Annotated in this window: 12 protein-coding genes; 5 read left to right on the plus strand and 7 right to left on the minus strand. The window is 69.8% G+C overall.

Annotation, left to right across the window (positions count from 1 at the left end; genetic code table 11):
- Positions 1-31: 31 nt before the first annotated feature.
- Together JE033_RS03075 and JE033_RS03080 are read right to left on the minus strand one after the other, a co-directional pair.
- The gene (locus JE033_RS03075; protein ID WP_200329397.1) at positions 32-1030 is read right to left on the minus strand and encodes a malate dehydrogenase; all 999 of its coding nucleotides are present in this window, start codon (positions 1028-1030) and stop codon (positions 32-34) included.
- Between the two features lie 9 nt (positions 1031-1039).
- Complete coding sequence (locus JE033_RS03080) at positions 1040-1876, minus strand: aldo/keto reductase (RefSeq protein WP_090148021.1); 837 nt, start codon at positions 1874-1876, stop codon at positions 1040-1042.
- 104 nt (positions 1877-1980) lie between these two features.
- Between JE033_RS03080 and hrpA the strand changes: the two genes are divergently transcribed.
- Positions 1981-5937, plus strand: coding sequence for an ATP-dependent RNA helicase HrpA (hrpA, locus tag JE033_RS03085; RefSeq protein ID WP_200329399.1), 3957 nt, complete (start codon positions 1981-1983; stop codon positions 5935-5937).
- 15 nt (positions 5938-5952) lie between these two features.
- On the opposite strand, the gene JE033_RS03090 is transcribed toward hrpA, so the two are convergent.
- Positions 5953-6750 carry an NAD(P)-dependent oxidoreductase gene (locus JE033_RS03090; RefSeq protein ID WP_090148015.1) on the minus strand — a complete coding sequence of 266 codons (798 nt, stop codon included), beginning with the start codon at positions 6748-6750 and terminating at the stop codon, positions 5953-5955.
- Between the two features lie 181 nt (positions 6751-6931).
- Here JE033_RS03090 and JE033_RS03095 point away from each other — a divergent pair, with 181 nt between their 5' ends.
- Complete coding sequence (locus JE033_RS03095; protein WP_090148013.1) at positions 6932-7291, plus strand: hypothetical protein; 360 nt, start codon at positions 6932-6934, stop codon at positions 7289-7291.
- Positions 7292-7332: 41 nt separating this feature from the next.
- Here JE033_RS03095 and JE033_RS03100 read toward each other — a convergent pair whose 3' ends face one another.
- Positions 7333-7836: a general stress protein gene (locus JE033_RS03100; RefSeq protein ID WP_234037075.1), complete on the minus strand. Its 504-nt coding sequence runs from the start codon at positions 7834-7836 to the stop codon at positions 7333-7335.
- Positions 7837-7898: 62 nt separating this feature from the next.
- Complete coding sequence (locus JE033_RS03105) at positions 7899-9161, minus strand: YncE family protein (protein ID WP_234037076.1); 1263 nt, start codon at positions 9159-9161, stop codon at positions 7899-7901.
- A gap of 43 nt (positions 9162-9204) precedes the next feature.
- Here JE033_RS03105 and JE033_RS03110 point away from each other — a divergent pair, with 43 nt between their 5' ends.
- Genes JE033_RS03110 through JE033_RS03120 form a run of 3 tightly spaced genes read left to right on the plus strand, consistent with a single transcriptional unit; the run spans position 9205 to position 12222 of the window.
- Positions 9205-10479: a magnesium transporter MgtE N-terminal domain-containing protein gene (locus JE033_RS03110; protein ID WP_200329402.1), complete on the plus strand. Its 1275-nt coding sequence runs from the start codon at positions 9205-9207 to the stop codon at positions 10477-10479.
- Positions 10476-11066 (plus strand): DUF1003 domain-containing protein, encoded by a 591-nt coding sequence (locus JE033_RS03115; RefSeq protein ID WP_234037077.1) that lies wholly within the window; start codon positions 10476-10478, stop codon positions 11064-11066. The genes JE033_RS03110 and JE033_RS03115 overlap by 4 nt, the downstream gene beginning before the upstream one ends.
- Positions 11059-12222, plus strand: a complete 1164-nt coding sequence (locus JE033_RS03120; RefSeq protein WP_200329404.1) for an Mrp/NBP35 family ATP-binding protein — start codon at positions 11059-11061, stop codon at positions 12220-12222. Before JE033_RS03115 ends, JE033_RS03120 begins: the two co-directional genes overlap by 8 nt.
- Here JE033_RS03120 and JE033_RS03125 read toward each other — a convergent pair.
- Both JE033_RS03125 and JE033_RS03130 read right to left on the minus strand, forming a co-directional pair.
- The gene (locus JE033_RS03125; protein WP_200329406.1) at positions 12209-14032 is read right to left on the minus strand and encodes a GGDEF domain-containing phosphodiesterase; all 1824 of its coding nucleotides are present in this window, start codon (positions 14030-14032) and stop codon (positions 12209-12211) included. The genes JE033_RS03120 and JE033_RS03125 overlap by 14 nt on opposite strands.
- A gap of 16 nt (positions 14033-14048) precedes the next feature.
- On the minus strand, positions 14049-14423 hold the full coding sequence (locus JE033_RS03130) for a twin-arginine translocase TatA/TatE family subunit (RefSeq protein ID WP_090147998.1): 375 nt from the start codon (positions 14421-14423) through the stop codon (positions 14049-14051).
- Between the last annotated feature and the right edge of the window lie 37 nt (positions 14424-14460).

The raw sequence follows: 14460 nt of genomic DNA on the forward strand, positions 1-14460 counted from the left end.
AGCCGCGGGCGGCGACCGCGACCGCGGGCGGCTACGGGAACAGCCCGAGCTCCTGCACCGCGTCGCGTTCGGCGGCGAGCTCCGCGACCGATGCGTCGATCCGCTCCCGCGAGAACGCATCGATATCGAGCCCCTCGACCACGCTCCAGTTTCCGCCTGCGGATGTCACCGGGAATGACGAGATCAGGCCCGCGGGAACTCCGTATTCACCGCGCGACACGATTGCGGCGCTGGTCCAGTGCCCCGCCGAGCGCTCCCCGGTGCCGAGAAGCCAGTCGCGGGTGTGCTCGATGGCCGCATTGGCGGCCGAGGCGACCGAGGATCCCCCGCGCACCTCGATGATCTCGGCGCCGCGCTGCGCGACGCGCTCGATGTAGGGCCCGCGCGCCCAGGAGGCGTCGACGATGTCGAGGGCCGGCCGCCCCCGAACCGTCGCGTGGCTGAGGTCGGGATACTGGGTGGCCGAGTGGTTGCCCCAGATGGTGACCCCCGAGATGTCGGCGACCGGGGTGCCTGCCTCGGCGGCGAGCAGCCCAACGGCGCGGTTGTGGTCGAGTCGGGTGAGCGCGGTGAAGCGCTCCGACGGCACATCGGGCGCGTGCTGCTGGGCGATCAGCGCATTGGTGTTCGCCGGGTTGCCAACGACGACGACGCGCACGTCGTCGGCAGCGCGGTCGTTGATCGCCCGACCCTGCGGCCCGAAGATCGCTCCGTTCGCCGCGAGCAGATCTCCGCGCTCCATCCCGGCGGAACGCGGGCGCGACCCGACGAGCAGTGCGACGTTCGCGCCATCGAACGCGACATTCGCATCGTCGGTGATCTCGACGCTCGCAAGCGTCGGGAACGCGCAGTCGGCGAGCTCGAGCGCAGCGCCTTCTGCAGCGCGCATGCCCTGGGGAATCTCGAGCAGTCGAAGCGCAACGGGCTGATCCGGGCCGAGGAGGTCGCCGGCCGCGATCCGGAACAGGGCTGCGTAACCGATCTGTCCGCCGGCGCCGGTCAGCGTGATGGTGATGGGTGCGTGGGTCACGTCGTGCTCCTATCGTCCGTCGAACGTGCGCGGATCCGGTCCGAAGTTCGTTCCGGCCTCGTAGGCGTCGATGGCCGCCATCTGCGACGGATCGAGCTCGAAATCGAACAGGTCGGCGTTCTCGATGAGGCGCTCCCGGCGCACGGTCTTCGGGAAGATGATGCGCCCCTGCTGCACATGCCAGCGGAGCACCACCTGCGCCGGGCTCTTGCCGTGGGCTCGAGCGATCTCGAGCAGTTCGGGCCGCTCGAAGAGGTCCGACTTGCCCTGCGCGAGCGGCGCCCACGCCTCGATCGCGATGCCGTGCTCCCTGCAGAACTCGACGAGTTCGCGACGCTGATGCAGGGGGTGCAGTTCGATCTGGTTGACCGCCGGCACCACGCCGGTCTCATCGATGAGCTGCTGCAGATCGGAGATCTCGAAGTTCGAGACGCCGATCGCCGAAGCCCGGCCCGACTCCGCGATCTCGATGAGCGCCCTCCACGCGCCCAGCGCCTCTCCGAACATCGGCTGGGGCCAGTGGATGAGGTAGAGGTCGACCCGATCGAGCGCGAGGCGGTCCAGGCTCTCGGCGAAGGCGTCGGCCGCGCGTGTCTGGTCGGTGTTCCAGAGCTTGGTGGTGACGAAGACCTCGTCGCGCGGGAGGCCGCTGCGCGCGACCGCCCGGCCGACCTCCGCCTCGTTGCCGTAGAGGCTGGCGGTGTCGATGTGCCGGTATCCGACCTCGAGCGCCGTGGTGACGACGTCCTCGGCCTCGCCGGGTTTCACGAGGTAGACGCCGGAGCCGAGCTGCGGGATCGACGTGCCGTTGTTGAGGGGAACATTCGGGATCGGGAGTGCAGACATCGTGCCCTTTCAAGTGGTCTCGCGGAACAGCCGCCGACCCAGCGATCGGCGCGGTCGGCGTCAGTCTACGCTCGGGCGACTGGGCGCGGGATAATAGGAGCATCATGACGTCGCCCCCGCTCCAGATCACGTTCCCAGAGGAGCTTCCCGTCTCGCAGATGCGCGAGGAGATCTCGGAGGCGATCCGTACGCACCAGGTCGTCATCGTCGCGGGCGAGACCGGCTCCGGCAAGACGACCCAGCTGCCGAAGATCGCGCTCGCGCTCGGGCGGGAACGGATCGCCCATACGCAGCCGCGGCGCATCGCGGCTCGCACCATCGCCGAGCGCGTCGCCGAGGAGCTGGGATCTGAGCTCGGCGGTCTCGTCGGCTACCAGGTGCGGTTCACCGATCAGGTGTCGGCCGAGACGCGCGTCCGCCTCATGACCGACGGCATTCTGCTCAACGCGATCCACCGCGACCGCGAGCTCTCCGCCTACGACACGATCATCATCGATGAGGCGCACGAGCGCAGTCTGAACATCGACTTCCTGCTCGGGTACCTGCAGACGCTGCTCCCCCGCCGCCCCGACCTGAAGGTCATCATCACGTCGGCGACCATCGACCCCGAATCCTTCGCGAAGCACTTCGCAGACGCGAAGACGGGCGAGCCCGCTCCGGTCATCGAGGTGTCGGGCCGCACCTACCCCGTCGAGGTGCGGTACCGCCCGCTGGTCGAGCAGATCGAGAAGCCCGATGCGAAGACCGGCGCTCCGAAGGTCACGACGATCGAGCGCGACCTGTTCGAGGGCATCGGCGACGCCGTCGACGAGCTCGCGAAGGAGGCGCCGGGCGACGTGCTCGTGTTCCTCTCCGGCGAGGCCGAGATCCGAGACGCCACCGATGCGCTGCAGGGGCGCCTGCGGAGCTCGGCTCGGAGCGCCCGCACCGAGATCCTGCCGCTGTACGGGCGGTTGAGCAGCGCCGAGCAGCATCGCGTGTTCGAGCGGCGCACGGGCGGCGCTCGTCGCATCGTGCTGGCCACGAACGTTGCCGAGACGTCGCTGACGGTGCCCGGTATCCGCTACGTCATCGACGCCGGCACGGCGCGCATCTCCCGGTACAGCGCCCGCAGCAAGGTGCAGCGTCTCCCCATCGAAGCCGTCTCGCAGGCGAGCGCGAACCAGCGGTCCGGCCGTTCCGGTCGCACCAGCCCGGGCATCGCGATCCGGCTCTACTCGGAGGAGGACTTCGCCTCGCGCCCCGAGTTCACGGAACCGGAGATCCGGCGCACGGGGCTCGCGTCGGTGATCCTCCAGATGCTCGCGCTCGGACTCGGCGACATCGCCCGCTTCCCGTTCCTCACTCCGCCCGACCAGCGCGGCATCGCCGACGGTCTCGGCCTGCTCGCCGAGCTCGGCGCCGTGGAAGCCGCTCCCGCGAAGGGGCGGAACCGGGGCCGGGGCGGGCAGCGCGGCGGCGAGCGCGGCGCGAGCCATCGGATCACGAGGATCGGCCGCGAGCTCTCCCGCCTCCCCATCGAGCCCCGGTTCGCCCGTATGGTCGTCGAAGCCAGGGCGCACGACGTGGTGCCCGAGGTGCTCGCGATCGTCGCCGGTCTCACGGTGCAGGATGTGCGGGAGCGCCCCCAGGCCGAGCGCGGTCGCGCCGATGAGCTGCACGGTCGGTTCTCCGACCCGCAGGGCGACCTCGCGACGCTCCTGAATCTCTGGAACTACCTGCAGGAGCAGCAGCGCGAGCTGTCGTCGAGCGCCTTCCGCAGACTCTGCAAGGCCGAGTACCTCAATTTTCTGCGAGTGCGCGAGTGGATGGACCTGTACCGGCAGCTCGCGAGGATCGCGAAAGCCCCGCGCGATGGCGCCGACCGGGGTGCGACCGGCGGTTCGGGTGAGGCGATCCATCGATCGGTGCTCGCCGGGCTCCTGTCGCAGCTCGGCGTCCGGGACGACCGGCAGGATCGCGCCGCGCCGGCGCGCGGCCGCTCTGCAGCGGGCGCGACGAGGCGCAAGCCGGCGCAGGAGTACCTCGGTTCGCGCGGCGCGCGCTTCGTGCTCTACCCGGGTTCCGTGCTCGCGAAGAAACCGCCTGAGGTGGTCATGAGCGTCGAGCTCGTCGAGACCTCGCGCCTGTTCGCCCGCTCCAACGCGGTGGTGGATCCCGCGTGGGCCGAGGAACTCGCGGGTCCGCTCGCGAAGCGGCAGATCTCGGAGCCGCGATGGGAGAAGAACCAGGGGGCGGCAGTCGCCTACGAGCGGGTGACGCTCTACGGCGTTCCGATCGTCGACCGCCGGCGCGTGCAGCTCGCCCGGTACGACCAGGAGCACGCGCGCGAGCTCTTCATCAGGCACGCGCTCGTCGACGGGGAGTGGGATTCGCCGCAGGCGTTCGATCGCGCGAACCGCCAGCTGCGGCGCGAGCTCGAACAGCTCGAGGAGCGCACGCGACGCCGCGACATCGTGGGCGACGACGAGGCCATTTTCGAGTTCTACGATGCGCGCATCCCAGCTGACGTCGTTTCGACGCGCAGCTTCGAGGGGTGGTGGAAGCAGAAGCGCGCGACCGACCCGCAGTTCTTGCATCTCCGGCGCGAAGACCTCGTGGAGGACGACGCCGACTCGGTCGACGAGCAGGAGTTTCCGAGGCAGTGGTCGCACGGCGATCAGACGCTCCGCCTGAAGTATCGCTTCGATCCGACCGCTGAAGACGACGGCGTCACGGTGAACGTGCCGCTTCCCCTGCTCCCCCGCCTCGACGGATCGGACTTCGAGAAGCTCGTGCCCGGGTTGCGGCACGAGCTGGTCACGGCCCTCATCAAGACGCTGCCGAAGGCCATCCGCAAGCACGTCGTCCCGGCCGCGGATTGGGCCCGGACGCTGCTCGCGACGGTGGGCCCGCAGCTCGACGCCCCGGTGGCGCCTGGCTCGACGCCGCCGGCGCTGACGCAGCTGCTCGCCACCGAGATCCGCCGCCGCACGAGCGTGCGCGTAGCGCCCGCGGACTTCGACCCCGACCGGCTTCCGGCGCATCTCACACCCACGTTCCGGGTCGTCGACGGACGCGGCCGCACCGTGGGAACCGGCAAGAACCTCGCAGAGCTCCAGACGGCGCACCGCGAGCGCGCGACCGAGGGCGTCGCGAAGGTCGCCGCTGCCGCACTGCCGAAGAGCGATCTCGAACGCACCGGTGCGACCTCCTGGACCTTCGGAGATCTGCCCCAGCACGTCGATTCGACGTACGCCAAGGGACGCGGATCCGCTGGCGCCGGCGTGGTGCGCGCGTACCCGGCGATCCTCGACCGTCGCACCGCTGTCGATCTGGTGCTCGTCGCCGATCAGGGCGAGCAGGAGCGCATCTCCCGGCGCGGCATCCGCCGTCTCCTCGTGCTGAGCTCTCCTTCGCCGGCTTCGTACGTGCGCGACCACCTCTCGAACCAGGAGAAGCTGCTGCTCGGCGCTGGACCCTACCGCACGCTCGACCAGGCGATCGCCGACGTGTCGCTCGCGGTCGCCGACCGTGTGATCCGCCGACACGCGGCGGACGGGCTCATCTGGAGGGAAGCCGAGTTCGAGGCCCTGGCCGACGACTACGCCCGGTCGCTCATCGACGAGATCTACGGTGCGATCTCGCTCACCGCGCGCGTGCTCGACGGCGCCCGCCTGGCCCGCAAGGCGATCGACTCGGCGAAGTCGATGCAGGTGCTCGGCCAGGTGGCCGATGCCGCCCGGCAGGTCGACGGCCTGGTGTTCGAAGGCTTCGTCTCGCGAACCGGTCTCGCACAGCTGGAACGCGTGCCGGTGTACCTCGAAGCGGTGCAGATGCGCATGCGCGCCCTCACCGAGCAGCCGGGCCGGGATCGCGCCTGGCAGAACGAGATCGACCGAGCGGCCGCTCTCTACACCGAGGCCGGCGGGGTCGTCCCGCTGCCGGTCGACGCACCGAAGCGGCTCGTGCGCGCCCGGTGGCTGATCGAGGAGCTGCGCGTCAGCCTGTTCGCGCAGCAGCTGCGCACCGCGGAGCCCGTCTCGCTGCAGCGCATTCAGAAGGCGCTGCGCGACGAGTGACGCTCGGGCCGACGGTCAGGGCAGATCCCGCATCCGGTCGAGCGAGTAGGGGGCCTCGGCGTAGGGCCCGCCCTGGGGTGCGAGCGGGTCGAACGGGAGCGGGTCTCCCGACGCCGTTGCGTTGTCTTTCGGCGCGAACCCGATCGCCTCCCCCGCCGCCAGATCCCACCAGCGCGCCTCATTCGCCGAAACCGCATAGAACACGACCCCGGGTTCGGTCGTCGTCATCGCCGCGATGAAGGCCAGCACCGCGTCGGCTGGGCTCAGCCAGGTGCGCTGCTCGCGGGCCGACGTCGGCTGATCCTCGTAACTTCCGATGCGCACGGAAGCCGTGCACAAGCCGAACTTGTCGGCGTAGAGCCGGCACAGGGCCTCGCCGGCGACTTTGGACACCCCGTAGAAGCCGTCGGGGCGCGGCGGCATATCGGGCGACACCATCGTATTCGCCGGGTACATCCCGGTCAGCCGATTGCTGCTCGCGAAGACGACCCGTGGAGTGCCTGCCCGTCGCGCAGCCTCGAGCACGTGGTACGTCCCGACGATATTGACCTCGGCGAGGTCGTGGAAGTCCGCCTCGTCCGCGATACCGCCGAGATGGATCACACCGTCGGCGCCTCGCAGCACCTCCGTCAGCGCGGTCAGGTCTGCGAGATCAGCCACCGCGAAGCGGTCTCGATCACCGACGACCTCGGCCCGACGCGCATCGGTCGAGGTCAGTGCGACCCCCCGATCGTGCAGCGCTCGCCGCAGCGTCGACCCGATGGTGCCCGCTGCTCCCGTGACCACCCAGTGACTGTTCTCGATCGCGCCCATGCTCGGATCCTAGCGGCGCCCGCTCTCCCGCGCGCCTTCAGGAGCAGCCAGGGCCGCGTCAACCCCGCGACGCGGCGGCGGCCAGCTCGTAAACTGGCGCTGGCCGACCTCCCGTGCGCTCCGCGCCGTCGGATGCGGCCTGCGTCATCCCGACCACCGATCGAGCATTGGAGAGTGCCCCGTGAACGAGACCCCAGCCTCAGACCAGGAGATCGCCGACGCGATCCGCCAGTTCCACGAAGCACGCGCCGAGTCCGGTGACCTGGCGGCACAGGCGCTCTCATCGGTCTCGGCCGACGAAGGCATCGTGAAGGTGGTCTACGACGCGTCGCTCTCGCATCCCGACACCCGCGCCTGGCTCTCCGAGCACTCGATCGAGAACCTCGCCGAGTACGCCTGCACCCCGCTCGCCCAAGCGACGCCGGAGTCGACGCGCATGCGCATGTCGACGGTCCGCGTCGAGACTGAACTCGCGGATGGAACGCCGCTCGGCGCTCTCGAGAACGCCGGCATCCGGGCGCTGAACGGTCTCGAGAAGTAGTTCGGGATCGCGCGGGCCGGGCCCCGGTCCGCGCACGCGCGCTACTTCTCCACGGCCTCCGTGAGCACGCGCCGCGCTTCGTGCAGCAGCTCGGGTTCGGTGATCAGGTCGTATCGCGTCGCGACCATCTGCATCACCGACGAGAAGTCGCGGCGGTTGCGGTTCATCGCGTACGACAGCACGCCGAAGAGCATTCCGAAGCCCGCACCGATGGCGATGGCCGCGGCGAAGACGCCGAGGATCGCGCCGTTATCCGGCTGGAAGATGAAGAGGAGCAAGCCGAGGAAGAGCCCGAGGTAGGCGCCGGAGAGCGCGCCCATGAGCGCGACACGGCCGTAGGTGAGTCGGCCGGTGACCCGCTCGACGCTGCGCACGTCGTTGCCCACGATGCTGATCTGCCGCACGGGGAAGCTCGCGCGAGCGAGCACGTCGACGGCGTGCTTCGCGTCCTCGTACCGGTCGTACGTCGAGACGATCTCGCCCTTCGGAATCTCGGGGACCAGCGGGAGACGCGACGACCGCATGGGTCCATCAGGAGTGCTCATAGTGCGATTCTCCCATTTTCGGCGACGAACGCGACGGAGGAGTCGGGGAATCTCACCCGGATTCAGCTCCGAGCGTACGAAACGAGGGCCTGCGGGTAGCCAGCGACGGGGAGCGCGCGCGTTTCGAGCGAATCGAGTGATACCAGGGTGATGCCGTCCCACCCCTCGTTCCGCGTGTTCCCGCCCGCGACAGCCGCGAACTCGGCGCCCTCGGCGTCTCTCCACACCGCGACCGTCTCGTGGGGGACGTCGAGCGGCACGACGCGCTCCTCCCCCGCACCCGCGCCGGTCACGCGGAGCAGCGACAGATTGGGGCCGCTCTGCGCGTTGCCGAACGCGCCGGTGCCGACCGTCATGAGCACGTCGCCAGCGAGCGCCGTGCCGTGGGCGTGGGAGTCCGCCGTGCTCGTGAGCGCGGCAGTCTCCCCGGTGCGAGGGTCGAGCTTGACGACGACCCGCCCCTGGTACGGGAGCAGGATCGCGCCTGCGGCATCGACCGCGCCGTAGTGCGGCTTCTCCCACGAGGCGAGCCCGCCCTCGGTGCCGAACGGCGCGACGGTGTGACTCGTCGGCACGAGTGCGGCCGCATCGACGACGGTCACAGTGAACCCATCGTGATCGATCGTCGCCGCCCACGTGCCGTCCGGCGCGACGACGACGTCGAAGGGGCGGAGCCCGACGGGAACCGAACCGACGAACTCGCCGACGCGCGTGTCGAAGACCTCGAGGGCGTACGCGCCATCACCAGGGGTCACTGCGACATAGACCCGATTGCCGTCGGGCGAGACCGCGAGACCGAGGCCGCCCGGCCGGTACTCGCCGAACTCGACGCGATTCGCCGGGTGCAGGAAGGGCACCAGGGCGGTGCGGGAGGCCGCACCGAGATCGATCACCGCCAGACCTTCGGCGGTCGCCGCGTACCCGGTGCGTCCGTCACCCGCGACGCCGACGCCCCAGGGCGCGGCTCCCACGGTGACGAGCTGCACCGCCTCCGCATCCGAGACGGAGGGGTCGATGATGGCGACGGCGTCGGACTGCGCGAGGGAGGCGAGCAGCAGCATCGGGGCCTCCTGCGGCGCAGACGGGGCGTCACTCTCCGGGGCGGGGGCGGGGGCCGGGTCGGGCGCACGGTCGCCTGGCGAGGTGTCTGCTCGCGGTTCCGGGGCGCACCCGACGAGCAGCGCCCCGGCCGCCGCGAGCGCGCCCCAGGCGGTGAGGCGCACCGCGTCTCTGCGCGACACGCGATGCTCGGTGTCCCTCCGAGTTGGGGCATCGGCTGGCTCCCACGGCGCTGACGGGCCGGAGAGCGAAGACGCTGGGTGCATGCCCTCAGTATCGCCGCACGTCGCTGAGCGGTACCGTAGTGGGGTGAGTACTTCGAGGATCTTCGTCGGTCGGCTCGCCGGTCGCGGCGTGTTCGATCCGGTCGGCGACCGCATCGGCAAAGTGCGCGACGTACTGATCGTCTTCCGGGCGACCAGCGCCCCGCGCGTCGTCGGCCTCATCGTCGAGATTCCCGGGAAGCGCCGCGTGTTCGTGCCGATCGGCCGCGTCACGTCGATCGGTTCCGGTCAGGTCATCACCACCGGGCTCATCAACGTGCGCCGATTCGAGCAGCGCGGGGGCGAGACCCGCATGATCGCGGAACTCATCGGGCGCGATGTGCAGTTGGCTCAGACGAACGCGGGTCCCACGACGACCGCGCGGATCGAAGACGCCGCGATCGAGCGGAGCCGCACGGGCGAGTGGCTCGTCACCGAAGTGTTCGTGCGCCTGCCGAAGCCCGCGGCCCCGTTCAGCCGAGGCGACGCCCGCATCGTGCGCTGGGGCGAGCTGCGACTTCCGAGTTCTGCCGAGGGCACGCGCACCGCCGAGCTGCTCATCCAGACACTGGTCGATCTGAAACCGGCCGACCTCGCGGAGGCGCTGCTCGAACTGCCTCAGCCGCGCATGATCGAGGTGATCGAGGAGCTGCCCGACGAGCGCGTCGCCGACGCGCTCGAAGAGATGAGCGAACAGGATCAGCTCGCCCTGCTCGCGCAACTGCCCTCCGGCCGCACCGCCGATGTTCTCGACCGCATGGAGGCGGACGACGCCGCCGACCTCATCTCAGCGCTGCCGGCCGCGCAGGGCGCCGAGCTGCTCGACCTCATGGAGCCGGAGGAAGCCGAAGACGTGCGTCGGCTGCTCGAGTACGATGCGGACACGGCGGGCGGGCTGATGAGCCCTGCGCCGATCGTGCTGGCCGGGGAGTCGAGCGTTGCCGAGGGTCTCGCGATGATCCGCAGGGCGGAGATCTCTCCGGCGATGGCGTCTGCGGTGTACGTGACGCACCCGCCCTACGAGACGCCGACCGGCGAGTACATCGGCCTCGCGCACTTCCAGCGCATGCTGCGGTTCCCGCCGCACGAGCGCATGGCTTCGCTGCTGGACGCCGAGATCGAGCCGGTGACGGTGCACGCGAGCGCGGCCGAAGTATCCCGCCGCCTCGCCAGCTACAATCTGGTCGCGCTGCCCGTGGTCGACGATCAGAACCGGCTCGTCGGAGTCGTGACCGTCGATGACGTGCTCGATCATCTGCTGCCCGACGATTGGCGGCACGCCGATGACGACGCCCCGGTCAGCACCGGAGCCGCCGGATGAGCGCGTTCAAGCGGGGCGGCGGGCTCGACGCCCCACGTGCTGCGAGCGCGCGGGTCTCGGCGCGCGGTGAGGGCCGCTCGGGCAACAGCGAGCGCTTCGGCCGGTGGACCGAGAGCATTGCGCGCGGCATGGGTACCCCGTGGTTCCTCTTCGCACTCACCATCGTCTGCGTCGCCTGGCTGCTGTGGAACACCTACGGGCCCGAGTCCTTCCGGTTCGACTCTGCGGCGCTCGGATTCACTGCGCTCACGCTGATTCTCTCCCTGCAGGCCTCGTACGCGGCGCCGCTGCTCCTGCTCGCGCAGAATCGCCAGGATGACCGCGACCGTGTGCAGATCGAGCAGGATCGCCAGCGCGCCGAGCGCAATCTCGCCGACACGGAGTTCCTCGCGCGCGAGGTCGTCGCTCTGCGTCTCGCGCTCAAAGATCTTCCCGACCGCGACTTCCTGCGTGCAGAACTCCGGTCATTGCTCGCCGAGCTCGCCGACGACGAGGCATCGAGCGACGAACCGCGAGATCGCGGCACGAGGAGTCGCGCTCGGCGCGACGCCTCGCCGGAGCGGTCTGCGAGCTCGCAGGATGACTGAACGGCCCGCCGCCGGAACGGCGCGGGCCGTCTGGGATGCGCTCGATCGCGTCAAGGACCCCGAGATCCTCCGCCCGATCACGGAGCTCGGCATGGTGCGCGACGTGACGGTCGATGCGGCCGGGGGCGCCGAGGTCTCGATCCTGCTCACCATCGCAGGGTGCCCGGCGGCTCGGCGCATCGAGGCGGATGTGCGAGCGGCGACGGAGGCGGCGCCGGGAGTCACGGCGGCGGAAGTCATCGTCGGCGTGATGTCGACGCGGGAGCGCCAGGCGTTCATCGAACGCGTACGGGGGGATCGCGGTGCCCGGCCGCAGCAGTTCGGCCCGGACTCGCTCACCCGCGTCATCGCCGTGACGAGCGGCAAGGGCGGCGTGGGCAAGTCGTCGTTGACGACGGGGCTCGCCGTCGCGCTCGCCCAGCACGGCTTGGCGGTCGGACTCGTCGATGCCGACGTGTTCGGGTTCTCCATTCCCGGGTTGCTCGGACTGAGCCGCGACGGGCGCACCGAGCAGCCAACGCGGGTCGGCGAGATGATCCTGCCACCCGTCGCGCACGGTGTGAAGGTGATCTCCATCGGCATGTTCCTCGGTGACGCCGATCCGAGAAGCACGGCCGTATCCTGGCGGGGGCCGATGCTGCACCGCACGATCGAGCAGTTCCTGCGCGATGTGTGGTTCGGCGACCTCGACGTCCTGCTCCTCGATCTGCCGCCCGGTACGGGCGACATCGCGATCAGCATCGGCCAGCTGCTGCCGCAGGCCGAGGTGCTGGTCGTCACCACTCCTCAGGAAGCGGCGGCGGATGTCGCCGTTCGCAGTGCGCTCGTAGCCCGGCAGACCGGTCAGAAGGTCATCGGCGTCATCGAGAACATGGCTGGGTTCACCCAGCCGGACGGGAGCGTGCTCGACCTGTTCGGGGCGGGCGGGGGCCGGTTGGTCGCCGAACGACTGAGCGACCCGGAGCACGGCACCGTTGCGCTCCTCGGAAGCGTGCCGCTGAGCCCCGTCTTCCGCGAGGGCGGCGATGCGGGGGCGCCGACCGTTCTCACCGACCAGGCGGACCCGGCCGCGGCCGAGGTGATTCGTATCGCCGCGGAGCTCGCCCGCAGCGGGCGCGGCCTCGCCGGGCGCTCGCTCGGTATCAGCCCGCGATAGCCGGCGCCTCGATGGGCTCGGGCCCGCCGAAGAGGTACCCCTGGAACGCGTCCACGCCGAGGGCGTGCAGGAGGGCGAACTGCTCCTCCGTCTCAACGCCCTCGCCGACGACCTGCAGGCCGAATATCCGGGCGAGGCGCACGATCGTCTCCGCGATCGCGGCCGTGCGATCGTCTTCGACGATCGACGAGACGAACGACCGGTCGATCTTCAACTGCTGCACCGGGAGCCGACGCAGATAGTTGAGCGAGGAGTAGCCCGTGCCGAAGTCGTCGAGCGAGGCGTGCACGCCGTCGGCGCGGAGGTGCTCGAGCAGCGAGATCGTGCGCGCGAGGTCGCTGTGGAGCACACTCTCAGTGAGCTCGAACTTGAGGCGTGCGCGTGCGATGCCGTATCGCGAGATCATCTCGCGCACGCGATCCTCGAATCCGTCGGCGTGCAGCTGGCGCTCGCTGAGATTCACGGCGAGGGTCAGCTCGTCGGTTGCCTCCGAAGCGGCCCAGTGCGCGAGCACCTGGCATGCGCGTTCGAGCGCCCAGTCCCCGATCTGCGTGATCAGGCCCGTCTGCTCGGCGATCGGGATGAACTCATCGGGTGGGATCAATCCGCGGGAGCTGTGCTGCCACCGAATCAGGGCTTCCTTGCCGATCACGCGGCGCTTCCGATCGACGATCGACTGCGCGTAGAGGCGGAGTTCGCCGCGTTCCACGCCCGCTCGCAGTTCGGAGACGAGCACCATGCGGTCGTGCACCTCGTCGAGCATCCGCTGCTCGAATCGCTGCGCGCGCCGTTGCCCGCTCATCCGCTTCGCCCGCTTCCGCGCGATCTCGGAGCATTTCATCACTTCATTGGCATCGTCCGACGCGATGAACGCGTCGGCCCCGCGCTCCGCGTCGACGCGAGCCGGGTCGCCACGGGCGCCGGGCGATGTCCAGAGCACGTGCCCCACGCTGACCCCGGCGCCGATGACGATGCCGGAGAACGTCTCACTGGCTGCTGAGAGCGCTTCGAACATGCGCCCGATGGTGGTCCGCACGGCGTCTTCGGCGGCGCCGAGCTCGACGCCCAGATCCTGCCGCAGCACTCCGTAGGTGTGGGAGCCGATTCGGCCGACGCGGGTGACGCCGTCGGCCAGGCCCTTCAGCCGCAGCCCGGCGTCGAGGAGCAGGCGGTCCCCCGCTTCGAACCCGAACGCATCATTCACCGATGGGAGTTGGTCGAGGCTCACGGTCACGAAGGCAGAGAACTCATCGCTCGGCGTCCGACTCGACGTAATGCGTTCGATCGCGCGGAGCATGGCCGCCCGATTCTCGAGCCCGGTCACCGGATCCACGTAGGCGAGACGTCGCACGGCGACTTCGGCGTCCCGCCGCGGCTTCGCCTCCGTGCGCAGAGCCACGTAGCTGACCGGCAGGTCACCGTCTCCCATGAGGGGGATGATGGTCGTATTGAGCCAGTACTTGGACCCGTCGCGAGCGCGGTTGCAGATCTCGCCCTGCCAGATGCGGCCTTCGGAGATCGTGCTCCAGAGGTCGGCGAAGAAGGCGGCCGGATGGTGCCCGGAGTTCACGACCCGGTGCGTACGTCCGATCAGCTCGTCGCGCCGAAACTGCGAGAGCTCGCAGAAGCGATCGTTGACGTGCGTGATGCGGCCCGTGGCATCCGTCACGGCGACGATCGACCGCTCGTTGAGTGCGATCAGGATCTTGTCGGTGTCGTGCTGCGGACGCGCGACCCGCTCATGCGTGCTGCGCTGTTCATTCGAGATCCCCCCGACGGCACCATTGCCGTCGATCTCGTTCGCGGTCACCCGATGTTCCCGTCCATCACGTCGCTTCTTCGTCGAAATGCAGCACTCCTGCGGCGCCGCTCCCCGAGTCCGGCCTGATTCCGCGCCGGGCTTCAGCGTCGGCCATGTTCGACCGCCGAGCCGCGTCCCTGGCCTCGCGCTCGTCTTCGAGCAGCGCATCCCTGATGATGCGGCGCGGGTCGTACTGGCGGGGATCGAGCTGACGCCAGTCGACGTCGTCGAACTCGGGACCCATCTCGTCGCGCAAGCGATCTTTCGCGCCGTCCGCCATGCGTTTCACGTTGCGCACCAGTTCGCCGAGCTTCTGCGCATAGATCGGGAGTCGCTGCGGGCCCAGCACGAACATGGCGATCACGAGGATCACCAGAATCTTGTCGATCGTCAGGCCCACAACCGCTATCGTAGCGGTCACCACTGATCGCCGAGCC

The sequence above is a fragment of the Leucobacter sp. L43 genome (assembly GCF_016597785.1).
In the GTDB taxonomy this organism is placed as follows: Bacteria; Actinomycetota; Actinomycetes; order Actinomycetales; family Microbacteriaceae; genus Leucobacter; species Leucobacter alluvii.

Coding starts and splice junctions, on each gene's coding strand:
- JE033_RS03080 (WP_090148021.1), bottom strand. CDS start 1,876: ATGTCTGCACTCCCGATCCCGAATGTTCCCCTCAACAACGGCACGTCG.
- hrpA (WP_200329399.1), top strand. CDS start 1,981: ATGACGTCGCCCCCGCTCCAGATCACGTTCCCAGAGGAGCTTCCCGTC.
- JE033_RS03090 (WP_090148015.1), bottom strand. CDS start 6,750: ATGGGCGCGATCGAGAACAGTCACTGGGTGGTCACGGGAGCAGCGGGC.
- JE033_RS03100 (WP_234037075.1), bottom strand. CDS start 7,836: ATGAGCACTCCTGATGGACCCATGCGGTCGTCGCGTCTCCCGCTGGTC.
- JE033_RS03105 (WP_234037076.1), bottom strand. CDS start 9,161: ATGCACCCAGCGTCTTCGCTCTCCGGCCCGTCAGCGCCGTGGGAGCCA.
- JE033_RS03115 (WP_234037077.1), top strand. CDS start 10,476: ATGAGCGCGTTCAAGCGGGGCGGCGGGCTCGACGCCCCACGTGCTGCG.
- JE033_RS03120 (WP_200329404.1), top strand. CDS start 11,059: ATGACTGAACGGCCCGCCGCCGGAACGGCGCGGGCCGTCTGGGATGCG.